The organism is Pantoea sp. BRR-3P (assembly GCF_039621635.1).
Lineage (GTDB): Bacteria > Pseudomonadota > Gammaproteobacteria > Enterobacterales > Enterobacteriaceae > Pantoea > Pantoea floridensis.
This window is the reverse complement of sequence record NZ_CP155066.1, coordinates 2,686,357-2,704,572: the sequence shown is the minus strand read 5'-3', so window position 1 is coordinate 2,704,572 and position 18,216 is coordinate 2,686,357. Positions and strand designations below refer to the sequence as shown.

Sequence of the window (18,216 nt, the reverse complement as noted above, 5' to 3'; positions counted from 1 at the left end):
GGGAGAGGGAACCGACCGAGCCAAAACATGCATAGGGCAGCGTCTCCCTCTCCCAGTGGGAGAGGGCCGGGGTGAGGGCATCAAACCGCGGAGGATAACCTTTCAACCCGCTCAATCGCCGCCAGCAAACGCGCCTCTGTCACCGCTTCGGCCATATTCGCCATATCCGGCGCGTGCACCGATTCACGCACAATCAGTGCAAGCTCACGCTCATCCAGTTCTGCAATCTCGCCCAGCGTCAGCGGCACGCCGCAGTCGCGCGCCAGGCGCATCTCATCCAGCACCTCTTCATCCGCGCGGTGCTCCAGCGCCAGCAAGCACAGGTTGCCGAAGCCCACCAGCAAACCGTGACCAAATTCACGCGTTTTATCGCAGAAGGTGAAGCCTTCATAAATCGCATGCGAAGCCGCCGCGTGCGCGCCGTTGCTCATCAGCGAGGTCAATCCCGCCCAGGTAAAAATCGCATCCAGCACCTGATCCAGCGACGCGCTGCTCTCACTGCGCTGTACTGCGGCATAGGCCGCTGGGCCGTGTTCCGCAATCACGTCATAACAGATTTGGCTGTGCGCCAGAGAAGATAACGCATTGCCTGCGCGCGCCGGATGACGTGCACTGACCGCGCGGAACTCGTACCATTTCGCCAGCGTATCGCCCAAGCCAGCCGCCAGCCAGCGCGGCGGCGCGTTGGCCAGCAGTTCGCTGTCGATAATCACTGCCGCCGGTGCCTGCGGCAGCGGGAAGATATCGAAGAAATTGCCGTTATCGTCATAGCGAATACTCAGCGGCGTCACCGCTGAACAGGTGGCGGCGATGGTCGGCAGCGTCACCACCGGCAAGCCGAGCTGCGCGCCGACCGCTTTCACCGTATCCAGCGACTTACCGCCCCCAACGCCAATCAGCACCTCGGCGTGCAACTCGCTGGCGATGGCGGCCAGACGATTGATGTGCGTGATCGAGGTTTCGCCGCCAAACCATTCCTGTGCCAGCAGCGTGACGTTGGCCGTCAGCAGCTGCGCGCGTACCTGCGCTTCTACCGCCTGCAATGCCTGATGGCCGCCAATCAGCAGCGCACGCTGGCCGAGTCCGGCGCAAATCGCGCCCAGTTGATTGATCACGCCCGCACCGCGCAGCACGCGCGCCGGAAACACCAGATTCTGTTGTGTCATCACTTGTTCTCTGTGTAACGGACGCCGGGCAACACGCACAGCATCTCATAAAGGATATTGGCCGCCAGCTGTGAGGTCATGCCGCTGAGGTCATACGGCGGCGACACTTCTACCAGATCGCCGCCCACCAGGTTCAGCCCACGGCAGCCGCGCACGATCTCCAGCCCCTGCATTGAGGTCAAACCGCCCACTTCGGGCGTGCCGGTACCGGGCGCCCAGGCGGGATCGAAGCTGTCAATGTCGTAGGAGAGATACACCGGGCCATCGCCGATGCGCGCGCGCACCTCGGCCATCAGCGGCGTCATCGAGCGATACCAGCACTGCTCGGCAGGCACCAGATGGAAGCCTTGATCGACGCCCCATTGGAAATCGTCGGCGGCATAACCCTGCGCACGCTGGCCAATCTGCACCACGCGTTGGCAGTCAAGCAGCCCTTCCTCCACCGCACGGCGGAAAGTGGTGCCGTGCGCGATCTTCTCGCCAAACATCTCGTCGTTGGTATCGGTATGCGCATCAATATGAATCAATCCCATTGGGCCATGCTTCTTCGCCAGCGCGCGTAGAATTGGCAGCGTTAGCGTGTGATCGCCGCCGAGCGTTAAGGGAATAATCGGCCAGTTATTCAGTTCGGTATAATAGTTTTCAATGATATCGACCGATTTCAGCAGGCTGTAAGTGTTAATCGGCACATCACCGAGATCGCCAACGCGCAGCGAATCAAACGGCGCTGCGCCGGTGGCCATGTTGTACGGGCGAATCATCACCGAATCGGCGCGAATGGCGCGCGGACCATAGCGCGTGCCGCTGCGCTGCGAGGTGCCGATGTCCAGCGGGATACCGACAAAAGCGACGTCCAGATTGGCTGGGGACTCTACGGCGGGCAAACGCATCATGGTGCCGCGTCCGGCGAAACGGGGCATTTCATTGCCGCCTTGCGGCTGAGGGAAATCGGTCATCACGGGCTCCTGCGGCTAAGTGAAGCCCATCTTTACCCAGGCGTTGCGCAGGAAAAATCCTTGACAGCAGATAATCACTTCAGAGATTACTTAACTTTAGCCAGCAATCTCTGAAGGATAATCGGTGCAGACGCTTCCCAATCTCAAACTGCTGCAGGTGTTTGCCAGCGTGGTGGAACATCAGGGTTATTCGCGCGCGCAGCAGGCGCTGAACATGACCACTCCGGCCATCAGCGCCTATATGAGCGAACTGGAAAGCCAGCTTGGTTTTATCCTGTGTCAGCGCGGACGCGGCGGCTTTACGCTCACCAGCAAAGGCGAACAGTTTTATCGCTACAGCCAGGAGATGCTGGCGACGCTGGCGGGATGGCAGCAGCAGGTAGAAACGTTGAAAAGCGCGCAGGGCGGCACTTTTTCCCTTGGCGTAGTCGATGCGACCGTCACCGACGGCACGCTGGATCTGCCCGCCGCGATTGCCCGCTTCAACCAGCGCTTTCCGGCGGTGTTCTTTAATCTGAGCGTGCGCGATCCCAATGAGTTGCAGCAGCAGTTGCTGGAAGATCGGCTCGACCTGGCGATTGGTCACTTTCCGCTGCGCGCCAGCAATCTGGTCACCGTTCCGCTGTATGAAGAGCAGCATTGGCTCTATTGCAGCCCTGAACATCCGCTGGCTGAGGGCCATCCAGATGTGCGTACCGTGCAGCAAACCGGCATGGTGACGCGGCGTTACTGGAATCAGCAGGAGCTGAACAAGCGCGGATTCCGCCAGAGCAACGCGTCGGTAGAGAGCATCGAAGCGCAGCTGACCTTAATTCTCTCCGGTCGTTTTATCGGCTATTTGCCCGAACACTACGCGCGCGGCTGGGAACAGCAAGGCGCGTTATGCCGCCTGCTGCCGCAGCATTTCCACTTCCGCGCGCCGTTCTCCTTTGCTTTTCGCCGCGGACGTGCGCGCGAAATGCTGATCCGCGCGATGCGTGAAATTCTGAATCCAGCGCGAAAAAATAGCAGCGAAAGCTGACGCTGCGCCAATACTGTGTAAAAATACAGGCCAATTCAGCAAACAGTAATGAATATGGCCCTGACAGCAGCGATAAAAAGCCAGATTGCGCAATGGTATAAGGCGCTGCAGCAGCAGGTTCCTGACTTTATCCCGCGCGCGCCGCAGCGGCAGATGATTGCCGAAGTGGCAAAAAGCCTGGCCGGTGACGAGGGGCGCCATCTGGCGATTGAAGCCCCAACCGGCGTGGGTAAAACGCTGTCTTACCTGATTCCCGGCATTGCGGTGAGTCGCGCCGAAGAAAAGCGCCTGGTGATCAGCACCGCCAATGTGGCATTGCAGGACCAAATCTTCAGCAAGGATCTGCCGCTGTTGAAGAAAATCATTCCCGATCTCACCTTCACCGCCGCCTTTGGCCGCGGACGCTATGTGTGCCCGCGTAATCTTGCGGCGCTGGCGGCCACCGAAGATCAACAGGGCGATTTATTGCTCTATCTTGATGAAGAGGCGGTGACCGGTTCGAAAGAGGAGCAGAAATTCTGCGCCAAATTAGAGAAACAGCTCAGTAGTTACCGCTGGGATGGCTTGCGCGATCACACCGATGTGAACATTGAAGACAGCTTATGGAAACGCCTCTCCACCGACAAAGCCAACTGCCTCGGCCATCACTGCCGCTGGTATCGCGAATGTCCGTTTTTCGTTGCACGTCGCGAAATTGAGCAGGCGGATGTGGTGGTCGCGAACCATGCGCTGGTGATGGCGGCGATGGAGAATGAATCGGTGCTGCCGCCGGCAAAAAACCTGATGCTGGTGCTGGACGAAGGCCATCATCTGCCAGAAGTGGCACGCGATGCGCTGGAGATGAGTGCAGAAATCACGCCGGGCTGGAGCAGTTTGCAGCTCGACCTGTTCGTACGGCTGGTGGAAACTATTATGGCGCAGTTTCGGCCAAAATCGCCGCCGCCGCTCACCAATCCGGAACGCCTCAAAGGCCACTGCGACGAAATGCGCGAGCTGTTGCAGATGCTTTGCGATGCCCTCAATCCTCTGCTGCCGGGCAACAATCAGCCGGGCGAATTCCGCTTTGTGCTGGGAGAGCTGCCCGAAGAATTGCTGACGATGTGCGCGCGGCTGTTCAAGCTTAGCGATGCGCTGCGCGGTTTAAGCGAAGGCTTGCTTAACGAGCTCGGCGATCAAACCGGTAAAGCCGACATCATGCGGCTGCATAAAGCCATCATTCAGCTCAATCGCCATTTCGGCTGGTTCGAATCGATCAGCAAATTGTGGCGACTGGCGGCGATGGAGAAAGCCTCGAATGCGCCGGTATCGAAGTGGATCACGCGCGAAATCCGTGAAGGACAGGCGCATCTGCTGTTCCACTGCGCGGGCATTCGCGTTAGCGATCAGCTGGAAAAAATCCTGTGGCGCAAAATCCCGCACGTGGTGGTGACCTCGGCGACGCTGCGTTCGCTCAACAGCTTTAATCGATTGCAAGAGATGTCGGGGCTGAGCGAAAAAGCCGGCGACCGCTTTGTGGCGCTGGATTCACCGTTTAACCATATCGATCAGGGTAAGCTGGTTATCCCACAAATGCAGTTTGAGCCGCTGATGGCGCAGGAAGCCGAACACATCGCCGAGATGGCGCGTTTCTTCCGTCAGCAGATTGCCGAAGAGAAACACAAAGGCGTGCTGGTGCTGTTCGCCAGCGGACGCGCGATGCAGCAGTTTGTTAGCCACGTTACCGATTTGCGCTTGTCGATGCTGGTGCAGGGCGATCAGCCACGTTCGCGCCTGGTGGCGCTGCATCGCGAACGTGTGGAAGCGGGCAAAACCAGCATTCTGGTCGGGCTGCAATCTTTTGCGGAAGGGCTGGATTTGAAGGGCGATCTGCTATCGCAGGTGCATATCCACAAAATCGCTTTTCCGCCGGTGGACAGTCCGGTAATTTTGACCGAAGGCGAATGGCTGAAGAGCCTGAAACGTTATCCATTTGAGGTGCAGAGCTTGCCGAGCGCCTCGTTTACCTTGATTCAGCAGGTCGGGCGTTTGATTCGCAGCCACAGCTGCTTTGGCGAAATCGTGATTTACGATCGCCGCCTGCTCAACAAGGCTTACGGCAGTCGACTGCTGGCCGCATTACCGGTGTTCCCGATTGAGCAACCGCCGATGCCGGAAGCCAGCGGTGAAAAAGCAAAAAAAAGCCGCAGTAAAAAAACCTAATTATCAATGTTGGCAGCCGCACGGCGGCGCGCCCTGGAAGCGGGAATGCCTGATGGAACTGAACAAAATCATTAAAGAGATTGGGCGTGGCAAAAATCACGCGCGCGATATCGATTTCGACACGGCGCAGGCGCTATACAGCGCGATGCTGGCGGGTGAAGTACCGGAACTGGAGCTGGGTGGCATCCTGATTGCGCTGCGCATTAAAGGCGAAGGTGAAGAGGAGATGCGTGGTTTTTATCACGCCATGCAGCAGCAGATGATGCCGCTGCAGGCGCCCGCTAATCGTCCAATGCCGATCGTCATTCCCAGCTACAATGGCGCGCGTCGTCAGGGCAATCTGACGCCGCTGCTGGCGCTGCTGCTGGTGAAACTCGGCTTCCCGGTGCTGCTGCACGGCGTGAGCGACGACCCGACGCGCGTCACCAGCGAAGCGGTGCTGGCGGCGCTGGATATCGCGCCCGTCACGACAGCGGAACAGGCGCAGGCAAAGCTGGATAACGGCGAGCTGGCGTTTATCACCATCGATCATTTGTGTGCGCCGATGGCGAAACAGCTGGCGCTACGCTGGCGTATGGGCGTGCGCAACAGCGCGCATACGCTGGCGAAGCTGGCGACCCCGTTTGCTGAGCGCGCCGCGCTGCGGCTGGCCAGCGTGTCGCATCCGGAATATGTGCCGCGCGTCGGTAAATTCTTCCAGGACATTGATGCACCGGCGATTTTGCTGAATGGCACGGAAGGTGAGGTGTATGCCAATCCGCAGCGCTGTCCGGCGATTAACCACATTCGCGGCGCAGGTGCCGAAGCGGAAGTGTGGGTTGAGCGCCAGCCGGAAGTGAGCGTGGAGCTGCCGGAAAGCAAAAGCGCACCGGATACCGCCGCGTGGATCAAGCAGGTGTTAGCCGGTGAACGTGCCGTGCCGCAGGCGCTGCGTTTGCAGCTGGCATGCTGTTTGGTGGCGACCGGTGAATCGGCCAACCTGGCGGACGCGGAAGCGCGTTTGCAATTGGCAGAGATTTAATCGAATGGATGTCGCTGCCCGGTGCGCATTAATGCGCACCCTACAGGTTTCGTAGGGGCGCCATTTATGGCGCCCAAAAGACGTAATCATTGCTGTAGGGGCGCCATTCATGGCGCCCAAAAGGCGTAATCATTGTTGTAGGGGCGCCATTTATGGCGACCGCGATCAGGCTTTCGCCAGCACGCGCTCCACTAACTGCTGCCAGAAGGTAATACCAATCGGCAGCAGCTCATCATTAAAATCGTAATGAGCGTTGTGCAGTGGTGCGGACGGCGTCGCACCATCGGCACCCAGCCAGAAATAGGCGCCGGGGCAGGCTTCCAGCATGCAGGCAAAATCTTCTGATGCCATAGAAGGGTTAACCTGCCAGCTAACCTGCGCCTCGCCGAGCATATCCACGGCAACTGCGCGCACCTGCTCTGCCTGCTCGGCATGGTTGGCAGTAACCGGATAGCCGGGATACCAATGAATCTCGCCGCTGACGCCAAACGGGCGCGGCAATGTCGTCACAAAATCCTCAATCAGACCGCGCACGCGATTGCGCACGTCGGTCTGCAAACATCGCACCGTGCCGCGCAACACAATCTGCTCGGGGATAACGTTAATCGCTTCGCCACCGTGGATCTGCGTTACGCTCACTACCGCCGATGCCAGCGGCGACAGCCGACGCGACGGAATGGTTTGCAGCGCCAGAATCAGTTCCGCCGCCACCACCATTGGGTCGGCACCGCTTTCCGGCATCGCTGCATGGCAGCTTTTACCGTGCAGCGTAATTTCAAACGAGTCGAGTGACGCCATCATCGCATCAGGATTCACTGCCAGCGTGCCCACCGGCATACCCGGCCAGTTGTGCATGGCGTAAACCGCATCCATTGGGAAGCGCTGAAGCAGACCTTCTTCCACCATCTTGCGCGCGCCGCCGAGATTCTCTTCGGCGGGCTGGAAGATAAAGTGAAGGGTGCCGCTAAAGTTACGCGTTGTCGCCAGATGACACGCCGCCGCCAGCAGGATAGCGGTGTGGCCATCGTGACCGCAGGCGTGCATCACCCCCGCTTGCTGTGACTTCCACTGGGGATCGCCTTTTTCGGTGATCGGCAGCGCATCCATATCAGCACGCAGACCAATTATTGGGCCGGGACCGTTTTCTAACGTGCCAATGACGCCGGTGCCCGCCAGGCCACGAAACACCTGTAATCCGGCATCAGCCAGGACGTTAGCGACCAGCTCGCTGGTTTGCTGCTCCTGGTAACCCAGTTCAGGATGTTGATGTAACTGACGACGCCAGTGCAGGGCGTTTTCCAGCAGGACAGCAGGCAGGCTCATAAGATAAGGCTCTCCATCAGCAGCAAGGGCTGCAAAATAATGTATTTACTGTAGTGGCAAGCGCATGGCGGCGTCTATCGTGGAGCGTAAGAATTTGGCTATAGGGTATAGCGGAATGGAATAAAGGTTTGGCTCGATCGGCCCCTTCTCTCGCGAGCGGGAGAAGGCTGGGATGAGGGGAATGGGGCAATGTTCAGATAGTGCGTGCTGGCCCTCACCCTAACCCTCTCCCGCTGGCGGGAGAGGGGACTGATTGGAGAACGTGGGTTAGACGTTACTTCTGCATCGGCAGGTTTAAGTCATGCTGTTGCGCACAGGCCTGCGCCTGCTCGTAACCCGCATCCGCGTGACGCATCACGCCGGTCGCCGGGTCGTTCCACAGCACGCGACCCAAGCGTGCATCGGCTTCTTTCGTGCCGTCACATACAATCACTACGCCGGAGTGCTGCGAGAAGCCCATGCCGACGCCGCCGCCATGATGCAGGCTCACCCAGGTTGCGCCGCCTGCGGTGTTCAGCAGGGCATTCAGCAGCGGCCAATCCGATACCGCATCTGACCCGTCTTTCATCGCTTCGGTTTCACGGTTAGGTGATGCAACGGAACCACAATCCAGGTGATCGCGCCCAATCACGATAGGCGCTTTCAGCTCGCCGTTGCGCACCATTTCATTGAACGCCAGCGCCGCTTTATGACGTTCGCCAAGGCCGAGCCAGCAGATACGTGCCGGTAAGCCCTGGAAGGCGATGCGCTCCTGCGCCATATCTAGCCAGCGATGCAGGTTTTGATGGTCCGGGAACAGCTCCTTCAGTTTGGCATCGGTCTTGTAGATATCTTCTGGATCGCCCGACAGCGCTACCCAGCGGAACGGGCCTTTGCCTTCGCAGAACAGTGGACGTATATAGGCCGGTACAAAACCCGGGAAATCGAAGGCATTCTGCACGCCTTCTTCCAGCGCGACCTGACGGATGTTATTGCCGTAATCCACGGTTGGCACGCCCATATGATGGAAATCCAGCATCGCCTGCACATGCACCGCCATGGCGGCGCGCGCGGCTTTTTCTACCGCTTTCGGGTTGCTGATGCGCTCAGATTCCCAGCGTGCCACATCCCAACCGATCGGCAGATAGCCGTTAATCGGATCGTGCGCAGAGGTCTGATCGGTAACAATATCCGGCTTCATGCCGCCCGCCTTGGCGCGCTTAACCAGCTCTGGCACGATTTCAGCCGCGTTGCCTAGCAGGCCAACAGAAATAGCACGTTTCTCTTTATTTGCCTGATCAATAAGTTCCAGCGCGTCGTCCAGCGTATAGGCTTTATGGTCGACGTAGCGAGTACGAATACGGAAATCGATGCGTGACTCCTGGCATTCAATCGCCAGCACGCTGGCACCGGCCAATACGCCCGCCAGCGGTTGGGCGCCCCCCATGCCGCCTAAACCGGCGGTGAGGATCCAGCGGCCGCGCAGATCGCTGGCGTAATGCTGGCGACCGGCTTCGGCAAAGGTCTCAAACGTACCCTGCACGATGCCCTGCGCGCCGATGTAGATCCACGATCCGGCCGTCATCTGGCCGTACATCATCAGGCCTTTTTTATCCAGCTCGTGGAAGTGATCCCACGTTGCCCAATGCGGCACGAGGTTGGAGTTAGCCAGCAGCACGCGCGGCGCATCGGCATGGGTGCGGAACACGCCAACCGGTTTACCAGACTGGATCAGCAGTGTCTCTTCCGGCTGTAATGCACGCAGCGAACGCAGAATTTGTTCAAAGCACTCCCAGTTACGCGCGGCTTTACCGATGCCGCCGTACACCACCAGATCTTCCGGGCGCTCTGCCACATCAGGATCGAGGTTGTTCTGGATCATGCGGTACGCCGCTTCAATCAACCAGTTGGCGCAGTGTAATTCATTACCGCGCGGTGCACGGATTTCACGGGCTACAGCCTGAGTCAAAGTTTCGCTCATCATCGATTCCTTAATTAACAGTCTTACGCTGACTTGGCAGCAGCGCGGTAAGGGATTGTGGCCAGACAGAATCGCTGGCCCACAGGCGCATAGATTCAATATCCGGCGCCAGTAAACGGTCGTGATCGAGGAAGGCCACTTTTTCACGGATGCGGCTCATCTCCTGTTCCAGCGTCGGCGAACTCTGCAGCGGGCGATGGAAATCAATACCTTGTGCGGCAGCCATCGCTTCAATGCCCACCACGGCTGCGGTGTTGAAGCACATGCTGCCGAGGCGGCGTGCCGCGTAGGTCGCCATGGAGACGTGATCTTCCTGGTTCGCCGAGGTGGGCAGGCTGTCAACGCTGCCCGGATGCGCCAGCGATTTGTTTTCGGAAGCCAGCGCCGCCGCCGTCACCTGGGCAATCATAAAGCCGGAGTTGACACCGCCATCGTGTACGAGGAACGGCGGCAGGCCTGAAAGACCGGTATCCAACAGCAGCGCCAGGCGACGCTCAGAAATGGCACCAATCTCGGCAATCGCCAGTGCCAGAATATCGGCGGCAAAGGCCACCGGTTCGGCGTGGAAGTTACCGCCGGAAATCACATCGCCGCTGTCACTGAACACCAGCGGATTATCGGAGGCGGCGTTGGCTTCAATCTGCAATACCCGTGCAGCGTGCGTCAGGTTATCCAGGCAGGCGCCCATCACTTGCGGTACGCAGCGAATCGAGTAGGGATCCTGCACGCGACCACAGTGGGTGTGTGAGCTGAGAATTTCACTGCCGGATAATAAAGAAGAGATGGCGGCGGCGACGTTGATCTGTCCCACCTGACCGCGTGCTTCATGAATCCGCGCATCAAACGGTTTTACTGAGCCCTTGATCGCTTCCAGCGATAGCGCACCGGCCATCAAGCCCGCTGCGAACAGGTTTTCTGCTTCAAACAGACCGCGCAGCGCCAGCGCAGTCGAGACCTGGGTGCCGTTTAGCAGCGCCAGGCCCTCTTTAGGCCCCAGCACAATTGGCTGTAAGCCAACGCGCGCCAAACCTTCGGTGGCGGGGATCAATTCACCATTAACCCGCACCTGGCCTTCGCCCAGCAGCATCAGTGAAAGGTGTGCCAACGGCGCCAGATCGCCGGACGCGCCGACCGATCCTTTCTCCGGAATGCAGGGCATCACACCCGCGTTGAATAGCGCCAGCAGTGCTTCGATCAGTTCGATGCGCACGCCAGAATGGCCGCGCGCCAGGCTGATAATTTTGGTCGCTACCACCAGGCGTGCGACATTATCCGGCAACAAATCACCCAGGCCAACGCTGTGCGACAGCACCAGATTACGCTGCAGCTCCGCCAGCCGCGCCGAAGGAATCTGCGTCTGTGCCAGCTTGCCAAAACCGGTATTAATGCCGTACACCACGTTGCCGGATGCCACAATGGCATCAACGGTTTCATGGGCACGGTCGATGGCCGCACGCGCTTCATCTGCCAATGTAAGCGTCACCTTGCTCTGATAAATACTGCGCAAGGTCGCGAGGTCCACTTCACCGGGAATGAGGCGAATTTCCTGAACCGAACCTGACATAGTCTACTCCTGTCTATACAAGTGTGCTGGCAGGTATTGGACGCCGATACTTTGCGATGTAGCTGACCAATTTGCCGTGGATTGCGATGAGTGAAGCATAAGTGTCTAATCTTGTCTATACAAGTAGCAAGCGCTATGCCAGATTGATCGTATTCTGTGAAATGTGCCGCAATGCGCGTTAACAGGCGAAACGGTAAACCGGCTGCACCAAACTGGATCGAAAGCTGCACCAGCGCTGGGCGCGCTGCACTATTGGATGTATATACATTTACGCCCTGAGACAGTAAACTTTAGACATTATTGGAAAAAGGAACAGGAAATGGCGGAGCAAACGGCAGTAGCACAGCTGGCTGCGGCGATGGGGGATGAACCCGCGCCAATTTACCAGCGGGTGAAGCAGGCGATCGTTAGCCAGATCCGTGAAGGTCACTGGAAAGCCAACCAGCGTGTGCCCTCTGAAAGTGAGCTGGTCAATGAGCTAGGCGTAAGCCGTATGACCATTAATCGCGCGTTGCGTGAGTTAACCAGCGAAGGTTTTCTGGTGCGCATGCAGGGAGTTGGCACCTTTGTCGCGGAGATGAAGGGCTACACCGCGATGCTGGAAGTGCACAACATCGCCGATGAAATTGCCCAACGTGGGCATCAGCACAGCTGCCAGATTTTGTCGATTGGGCAGATGAAGGCCGATCCGGAACAGGCGGCGGTGCTGGGCTTGTCTACCGGACAAACGCTATTCCACTCGCTGATCGTGCATTACGAAAACGATCTGCCGGTACAGCTGGAAGACCGTTTGGTAAACCCGCTGGTGGCGCCGGATTATCTTAGCCAGGATTACCATCAGCTGACGCCCTATACCTATTTGATGCGCGTGGCGCCGCTGACGGCGGGTGAACATATTGTGGAAGCCGTATTGCCGGATCTGCGCCAGCGTAAGCATCTGGCGCTGGATGAGCACGAACCCTGCCTGCTGATTCGCCGTCAGACGTGGAGCGATAACAAGATTGTGACTTACGCGCGTCTGCTTTATCCGGGCTCGCGCTATAAGTTGCTGGGACGGTTTAGAGGCCACGGGTAAGCGCCACGAACAGCAGCCTGGCATCATGCGTTTGCGGTGCCAGCTGTAGCTTTTCATCCAGCCACCAAATCCCCTGATTCACTGCCAGCGTTTCCCCGGCTGGCGTTTGCCATGAGCCCGCTACCACCCACGCCACACCGTTTTCACCGCTAACCGCTGTTTGCGCAAGGTTGACCGCAGAGCGCCAGCTGCCGCGCCGCGTCATAATATTGAAGTCCTGACAGCTGCCGCTAATTTTGGCGTCAATCGCCCATTCACCGGGGAATGCCCACGGCTGCAGCGGCTGTAACCGCTGCTGAAGGTGGGCACTTTCCAGCAAGACGCTGTCGCCGTGCAGCAGGGTAATCACGCGATCAATGCCGGGGAAGGGGGAAAAGGGGCCGTCGGCGGAAATGGTCGCGATGCTGGCGCGCCACTCAAACTGCGCTTCGCCCGGCGGATAGCTGATAATTTCACGCGTCTCACCGCCGCCGTTGCGCCAGCGGCTCACCGGTAGCTGGTCATAGGCAAAGCGCGTTCTCATTGTAACGCCCTCATCGCTTCGGCAAAGTGCGCTGCCGCCTGGTGTTCTGCCGCATGATGGCCTTGATGAATGACCTGCTTGCCCGCCACAAACACGTCGCGAATCTGCTCGCGTTGCCCACCAAACAGCCAGCGATTCAGCAGCGAAGCGCTGCTAACGCTGCCGAGAAACGCATCTTCTGCCAGCACCAGCCAGTCGGCACGTTTGCCGATGGCTAATTCGCCAGCCTGCACGCCGCACGCCTGCGCGCCACCCTGCGCGGCTTGCTGCCACAGCAGATCGCCCACCGACGGCTGGTTCGGCAACGTAATGCGGTTGCGCCGACGATCGCGTAGCCGTTGGCCGTACTCCAGCCAGCGTAATTCCTCCAGCGCGCTAAGCGATACATGGCTGTCGGAACCAATGCCCCAGCGGCCACCGCGTGCGATGTACTCCACCGCCGGGAAAATGCCGTCGCCGAGATTGGCCTCGGTGGTTGGGCATAAACCTGCCACTGCGCCACTCGCCGCCATGCGCTCAATCTCATCGTCATCCAGATGGGTGGCGTGAATCAAACACCAGCGTTGATCGACATCGAAGCGATTGAGTAGCCAGGCCACCGGACGTTCGCCGCTCCACGCCAGGCTGTCATTCACCTCTTTTTCCTGCTCGGCAACGTGGATGTGCACCGGCACATCCTGCGGGCAGGCGGCTAACACCTCGTGCATCTGCGCTTCATCCACCGCGCGCAGCGAATGGAAACAGATGCCATGATTAAGCAGCGGCTTATCCGCGCTCCAGCTCGCCACGCGCTGCTGCTGTTGCAGGTAGGCCGCAGTTTGCTGGATAAAACGGCGCTGGCCGTCGCTGGCGGGCTGCGAACCAAAGCCGCTGTAGCTGTACAACACCGGCAGCAGCGTTTGGCCAATGCCGGCGGTGTCGGCCGCAGCCATCAGGGCGAGCTGCATCGCATCATCAGCATAGGGTTGGCCGAGCGGATCGTGGTGCAAATAGTGGAATTCCGCCACCTGGCTGTAGCCACCTTTCAGCATATCGATGTAGAGATGGGTAGCGATAGCACCGACCTGCTCTGGCGACAGTCGCTGCACCATGCGATACATCAGATCGCGCCACGTCCAGAAGCTATCCTGCGGATCGCCCGCCACTTCGGCCAGCCCGGCCATCGCACGCTGGAAGGCGTGGGAGTGCAGGTTGGCCATCGCCGGGATAACCGATCCAACCAGGCGCGTCGCCGTGCCGGGCTCGCTGTTGGGTGTAAGGTCAGTGATGTGTCCGGTCGCGTTGGTGGCGATCAGCACGTGTTCGTGCCAGCCATCGGCCAGCAGCGCGCGGGGGGCAAAAAAAGTTGTCATGGTTGATCCTCCATGGCGGAAAGTTGTATATACATATACATACTTTGATGCGCAGTGTAAATCGCCGAACGTGAAGGGGAGTGGGATGGCAGAAACGAAGCAGATCGACAGCCTGTGGCTGGGGGCCGACATCGTTACGATGCGTGACGGGCACTACAATCTGATTGCCGACGGCGCGCTGGCGGTCGATCAGGGGAAACTGATTTGGCTAGGGCCGCGCAGCGAATGCCCGGCGTTTACTGCACGCGAAGAGCATGCATTTAGCGGCGGCATCATCACGCCCGGTCTGGTGGATTGCCATACGCATCTGGTGTTTGGCGGCGATCGCAGCCAGGAGTTTGAGCAGCGTTTGAATGGCGTAAGCTACGCGGAGATCGCGGCGCAGGGCGGCGGCATTCTCTCCACGGTGCGTGCTACCCGCGCTGCATCGCAGCAAGAGCTGGTGGCGAGCGCGCGCTGGCGGTTGGATCGGCTGCTGGCGGAAGGCGTGACCACGGTAGAGATCAAATCGGGTTACGGTCTTGATGAAGCCAGCGAGCTGACCATGCTGCGTGCCATCCGCGAGCTGGCGGAAACGGTACCCGCCGATGTGCAGGCCACCTGCTTAGCCGCGCACGGTTTCCCGCCGGAGTTTAAAGATAACCCGCAAGGCTGGATCGATATCATCTGCCAACGCCTGTTACCGCAGGTGAAAGCCGAAGGATTGGCGGATGCGGTGGATGCATTTTGTGAGCATTTAGCCTTTTCGCCGCAGCAGGTCCGCGCGGTATTTGATGCAGCTAAGGCACTGGATTTTCCGGTGAAACTTCATGCTGAACAGTTGTCGGCGCTGGGCGGCGCGGCGCTGGCGGCGCGTTACGGCGCGCTCTCCGCCGACCACCTCGAATACGCTACCGAAGAGGATGCGAAAGCCATGGCGCAGCACGGTACCGTTGCAGTACTGCTGCCGGGCGCGTTTTATCTGCTGCGTGAAACCCAGCGCCCGCCGGTGGAACTCTTCCGCCAGCACGGCGTGCCGATGGCGCTGGCCAGCGATGCCAATCCGGGCACTTCACCGGCATTATCGCTGCGCCTGATGCTCAACATGGGCTGCACGCTGTTTGGTTTAACGCCGGAAGAGGCGCTGGCAGGCGTGACCTTGTGGGGGGCCAAAGCGTTAGGACTTCAGCAGTCGCACGGTTCGCTGGAAGTGGGCAAGGTGGCGAATTTTGTCCACTGGCCGCTGGCGCGCCCGGCTGAGTTGGTTTATTGGCTGGGCGGCGAACTGCCGTGCCAGGTTATTTATCGTGGAGAAGCGCAATGACATCTTTTCATTTCACGGCCGGTAAGATTCCGCTGCTGGTCAGCATTCCGCATGCGGGCACCCAATTAACGCCAGAAGTGGAGGCCGGATTGAGCGACGTGGCGCGCGGTTTACCGGACACTGACTGGCATATCCCGCTGCTGTATGACTTTGTCCGCGATCTCGGCGCCAGCGTGTTAATTGGCCACTATTCGCGTTTTGTCATCGATCTTAATCGGCCGGCGGACAATCAACCGCTCTACGCCACGGCCACCACCGGTTTGTATCCGGAAACGTTATTCGACGGCACGCCAACCTTTGCCGCCGGTAAAACGCCGAGTGCCGAGGCGCGCCAGGGCTATCTGGACACGATCTGGCAGCCGTATCACCAGCAGCTGCAGCAAGAGCTGACGCGCCTGAAAGCGCAGCACGGTTATGCATTATTGTTTGATGCGCACTCCATCGCTTCGGTGATTCCGCGCCTGTTTGAGGGACGCTTGCCGGATCTCAACATCGGGACTAATGATGGCGTCAGCTGCTCCAGCGCGGCGATCGATGCGATTAAACACGTGTGCAATGCACAGAAGGATTACAGCTGGATCGTTAACGGTCGCTTCAAAGGTGGCTATATTACGCGCGCTTATGGTCAACCCGAGCAGGGCGTGCAGGCGGTGCAGCTGGAACTGGCGCAGCTCAATTATATGGATGAGACGCCGCCGTTTGCGTGGCAACAGGATCGTGCTGCGCAGCTACAGAAGGTGCTGAAACCGCTGCTGCAGGCGTTTATTGAAGCGGGTAAAACGGTTTAAACACGCTCCCAACATCTGTAGGGTCGCCATTTATGGCGACCGGTTTACCCTGTGCGTCATCCAGACGGTCGCCATGAATGGCGACCCTACGTGCACCATAGTGATGCGCGCCTCGCCTCCTTGTGGTGCACTATTTACGTTCATCGCGTGATTATCCCCCTGATTTTGCGGCTTTGCTATTTTGGCATAGCGCTTGCTAGGTTGTATGTACAAGTAAAGACCACGTAGCGATTATGTTTTTTTATAGTGGCTGGCTCACAAAAAGCTTATGCCGACAATGATCTGCCGCACGCTAACTTGTATATACATGAAAGGTCATCTGCAAATTCACCTTCAGCAGAGACCGCCTCATTCGATTAATGACCAGGAGAAGCCGCATGACGCACCGCGCTCAGATTCGCCGTTTTTGCCTCACGACCCTGTTTGCCAGCCTGATGATCAGCGGCGTTGCTGCACAGGCTAAAGAGTGGAAATCGATCACTATCGCTACCGAAGGCAGCTATGAACCCTGGAACCTGACGCTGCCGGGCGGCAAGTTAGGCGGTTTTGAACCTGAGCTGATGGAAGATCTGTGCAAGCGCATGGGTGTGCAATGCAAACTGGTGGTGCAGAACTGGGACGGCATGATCGCCGGCCTAAATGCCGGTAAATATGACGTAATCATGGATGCGATTGTCATCACGCCAGATCGTAAAAAAGTGGTCAACTTCACCGCGCCTTATGCTTCAACGCCCGCCACCTTTATCACCACCAAGGACAGCCCGCTGCTGCCGGCCGATCACAACATCATCAAGCTGCATGACGATGAAAAAGAGATCAACGCAGCGATTGCCCCGCTGAAAGCGGCGCTGAAAGGCAAAACCATCGGTATCGCCTCCGGCACCGTCTACACGCCGTTTATTGATAAGTACTTCAAAGGTGATGCCGACGTACGCGAGTACACCTCATCCGCGGATGCCATCCTCGATTTGCAATCAGGACGTATCGATGCGGTGTTTGATGACGTGACTTTTGCGCAATCGATGCTGGCGCGCAAAGAGAACAGCAACCTGATCTTCAGCGGTCCACAGCTCGGCGGCCCAATCTGGGGCGAGGGTGAAGCGATGGGCGTACGCATGGCGGATAACGATTTGAAAGCCAAACTCGATGAGGCCATTCATGCGGCGCTGGCTGACGGTACTGTCAAAAAGCTCAGCGAGAAGTGGTTTAAAACTGACGTAACCCCGTAAGTGAGGTGAAAGATGATGAGCCTGCTGAGTTTTGGTGCTGATGGCTGGGGCCGCCTGATCCTGAGTGCTGCCTGCACCACGCTGCTGCTGTCGATGGCGGCGCTGATGATTGGTGCGGTAGTCGGTTCCGGGGTCGCGGCGGCTAAGTTATCGCCTCAGCGCTGGCTGCGCTGGTTGGGTGAAGGCTATTCGGTGGTGTTTCGTGGCATCCCGGAACTGCTGGTGATCTATCTGTTCTATTTTGGCGGATCGGGCCTGATTACGCTGGTGGGACAGATGTTCGGCGCGGATGGCTTCATTGAAGCGCCACCTTTTCTAATTGGTGCGCTAGCGATTGGGCTCATCTCCGGTTCATATCAGGGGGAAGTGTATCGCGCGGCACGTTTGGCGCTGGCCAAAGGTGAAGTAGAGGCGGCCGTGGCGATTGGTATGCCGCGTTGGCGTATTGCGCAGCGCATTCTGCTGCCGCAGGTGGTGCGCTATGCGCTGCCGGGCATGTCGAATGTGTGGCAGATGAGCCTGAAAGATTCAGCGCTGGTATCGGTGACCGGCATCGTTGAGTTGATGCGCGCCAGCCAGGTCGCGGCCGGATCCACGCGCGATTACTTCACCTTTTATCTGGTCGGCGCTGCCTGCTATCTGGTGCTGACATTAGTGTCTAATCATGCGTTCCGTCGGGCGGAATCGCGCCTGGGTCGTGCGTGGCAAAGTCGCACTGCGGCACAGCATTAAGGAG

15 protein-coding genes are annotated in these 18,216 nt (G+C 58.6%); 8 read left to right on the top strand and 7 right to left on the bottom strand.

What is annotated here, in order from left to right:
- Positions 1–80 precede the first annotated feature (80 nt).
- On the bottom strand, positions 81–1,166 hold the full coding sequence (locus AAGR08_RS12570) for an iron-containing alcohol dehydrogenase family protein (RefSeq protein ID WP_345827024.1): 1,086 nt from the start codon (positions 1,164–1,166) through the stop codon (positions 81–83).
- The gene (gene speB, locus AAGR08_RS12565) at positions 1,166–2,125 is read right to left on the bottom strand and encodes an agmatinase (protein ID WP_345827023.1); all 960 of its coding nucleotides are present in this window, start codon (positions 2,123–2,125) and stop codon (positions 1,166–1,168) included. Before speB ends, AAGR08_RS12570 begins: the two co-directional genes overlap by 1 nt.
- A 121-nt stretch (positions 2,126–2,246) precedes the next feature.
- Here speB and AAGR08_RS12560 point away from each other — a divergent pair, with 121 nt between their 5' ends.
- Genes AAGR08_RS12560 through ybiB form a run of 3 tightly spaced genes read left to right on the top strand, consistent with a single transcriptional unit; the run spans position 2,247 to position 6,363 of the window.
- Positions 2,247–3,143 carry a LysR family transcriptional regulator gene (locus AAGR08_RS12560; protein ID WP_345827022.1) on the top strand — a complete coding sequence of 299 codons (897 nt, stop codon included), beginning with the start codon at positions 2,247–2,249 and terminating at the stop codon, positions 3,141–3,143.
- Between the two features lie 54 nt (positions 3,144–3,197).
- Positions 3,198–5,342 (top strand): ATP-dependent DNA helicase DinG, encoded by a 2,145-nt coding sequence (dinG, locus tag AAGR08_RS12555; RefSeq protein WP_345829912.1) that lies wholly within the window; start codon positions 3,198–3,200, stop codon positions 5,340–5,342.
- A gap of 52 nt (positions 5,343–5,394) precedes the next feature.
- A complete protein-coding gene (gene ybiB / locus AAGR08_RS12550; RefSeq protein ID WP_345827021.1) occupies positions 5,395–6,363 on the top strand; it encodes a DNA-binding protein YbiB in 969 nt (322 codons plus the stop codon).
- A 165-nt stretch (positions 6,364–6,528) separates the two neighbouring features.
- Here ybiB and AAGR08_RS12545 read toward each other — a convergent pair whose 3' ends face one another.
- The 3 genes from AAGR08_RS12545 to hutH all read right to left on the bottom strand — a co-directional run bounded on the left by AAGR08_RS12545 (position 6,529) and on the right by hutH (position 11,210).
- The gene (locus tag AAGR08_RS12545) at positions 6,529–7,686 is read right to left on the bottom strand and encodes a M20 aminoacylase family protein (protein ID WP_345827020.1); all 1,158 of its coding nucleotides are present in this window, start codon (positions 7,684–7,686) and stop codon (positions 6,529–6,531) included.
- Positions 7,687–7,960: 274 nt separating this feature from the next.
- Positions 7,961–9,646, bottom strand: coding sequence for a urocanate hydratase (gene hutU, locus AAGR08_RS12540; RefSeq protein WP_345827019.1), 1,686 nt, complete (start codon positions 9,644–9,646; stop codon positions 7,961–7,963).
- 10 nt (positions 9,647–9,656) lie between these two features.
- On the bottom strand, positions 9,657–11,210 hold the full coding sequence (gene hutH / locus AAGR08_RS12535; RefSeq protein WP_345827018.1) for a histidine ammonia-lyase: 1,554 nt from the start codon (positions 11,208–11,210) through the stop codon (positions 9,657–9,659).
- A gap of 319 nt (positions 11,211–11,529) precedes the next feature.
- On the opposite strand from hutH, the gene hutC reads away from it, so the two are divergent.
- Positions 11,530–12,285 (top strand): histidine utilization repressor, encoded by a 756-nt coding sequence (gene hutC / locus AAGR08_RS12530; protein ID WP_097094461.1) that lies wholly within the window; start codon positions 11,530–11,532, stop codon positions 12,283–12,285.
- Here the strand turns inward: hutC and AAGR08_RS12525 are convergent.
- On the bottom strand, positions 12,269–12,808 hold the full coding sequence (locus AAGR08_RS12525; protein WP_345827017.1) for a HutD family protein: 540 nt from the start codon (positions 12,806–12,808) through the stop codon (positions 12,269–12,271). The two genes, hutC and AAGR08_RS12525, sit on opposite strands and share 17 nt — an antisense overlap.
- On the bottom strand, positions 12,805–14,160 hold the full coding sequence (locus AAGR08_RS12520; protein WP_345827016.1) for a formimidoylglutamate deiminase: 1,356 nt from the start codon (positions 14,158–14,160) through the stop codon (positions 12,805–12,807). Before AAGR08_RS12520 ends, AAGR08_RS12525 begins: the two co-directional genes overlap by 4 nt.
- 85 nt (positions 14,161–14,245) lie before the next feature.
- Here AAGR08_RS12520 and hutI point away from each other — a divergent pair, with 85 nt between their 5' ends.
- The 4 genes from hutI to AAGR08_RS12500 all read left to right on the top strand — a co-directional run bounded on the left by hutI (position 14,246) and on the right by AAGR08_RS12500 (position 18,212).
- Positions 14,246–15,463, top strand: a complete 1,218-nt coding sequence (hutI, locus tag AAGR08_RS12515) for an imidazolonepropionase (RefSeq protein ID WP_345827015.1) — start codon at positions 14,246–14,248, stop codon at positions 15,461–15,463.
- A complete protein-coding gene (gene hutG / locus AAGR08_RS12510) occupies positions 15,460–16,251 on the top strand; it encodes an N-formylglutamate deformylase (protein ID WP_345827014.1) in 792 nt (263 codons plus the stop codon). The genes hutI and hutG overlap by 4 nt, the downstream gene beginning before the upstream one ends.
- A gap of 377 nt (positions 16,252–16,628) precedes the next feature.
- Positions 16,629–17,480: a transporter substrate-binding domain-containing protein gene (locus AAGR08_RS12505; protein WP_097094456.1), complete on the top strand. Its 852-nt coding sequence runs from the start codon at positions 16,629–16,631 to the stop codon at positions 17,478–17,480.
- A 12-nt stretch (positions 17,481–17,492) separates the two neighbouring features.
- Positions 17,493–18,212 (top strand): ABC transporter permease subunit, encoded by a 720-nt coding sequence (locus tag AAGR08_RS12500; protein ID WP_345827013.1) that lies wholly within the window; start codon positions 17,493–17,495, stop codon positions 18,210–18,212.
- Positions 18,213–18,216: the final 4 nt, after the last annotated feature.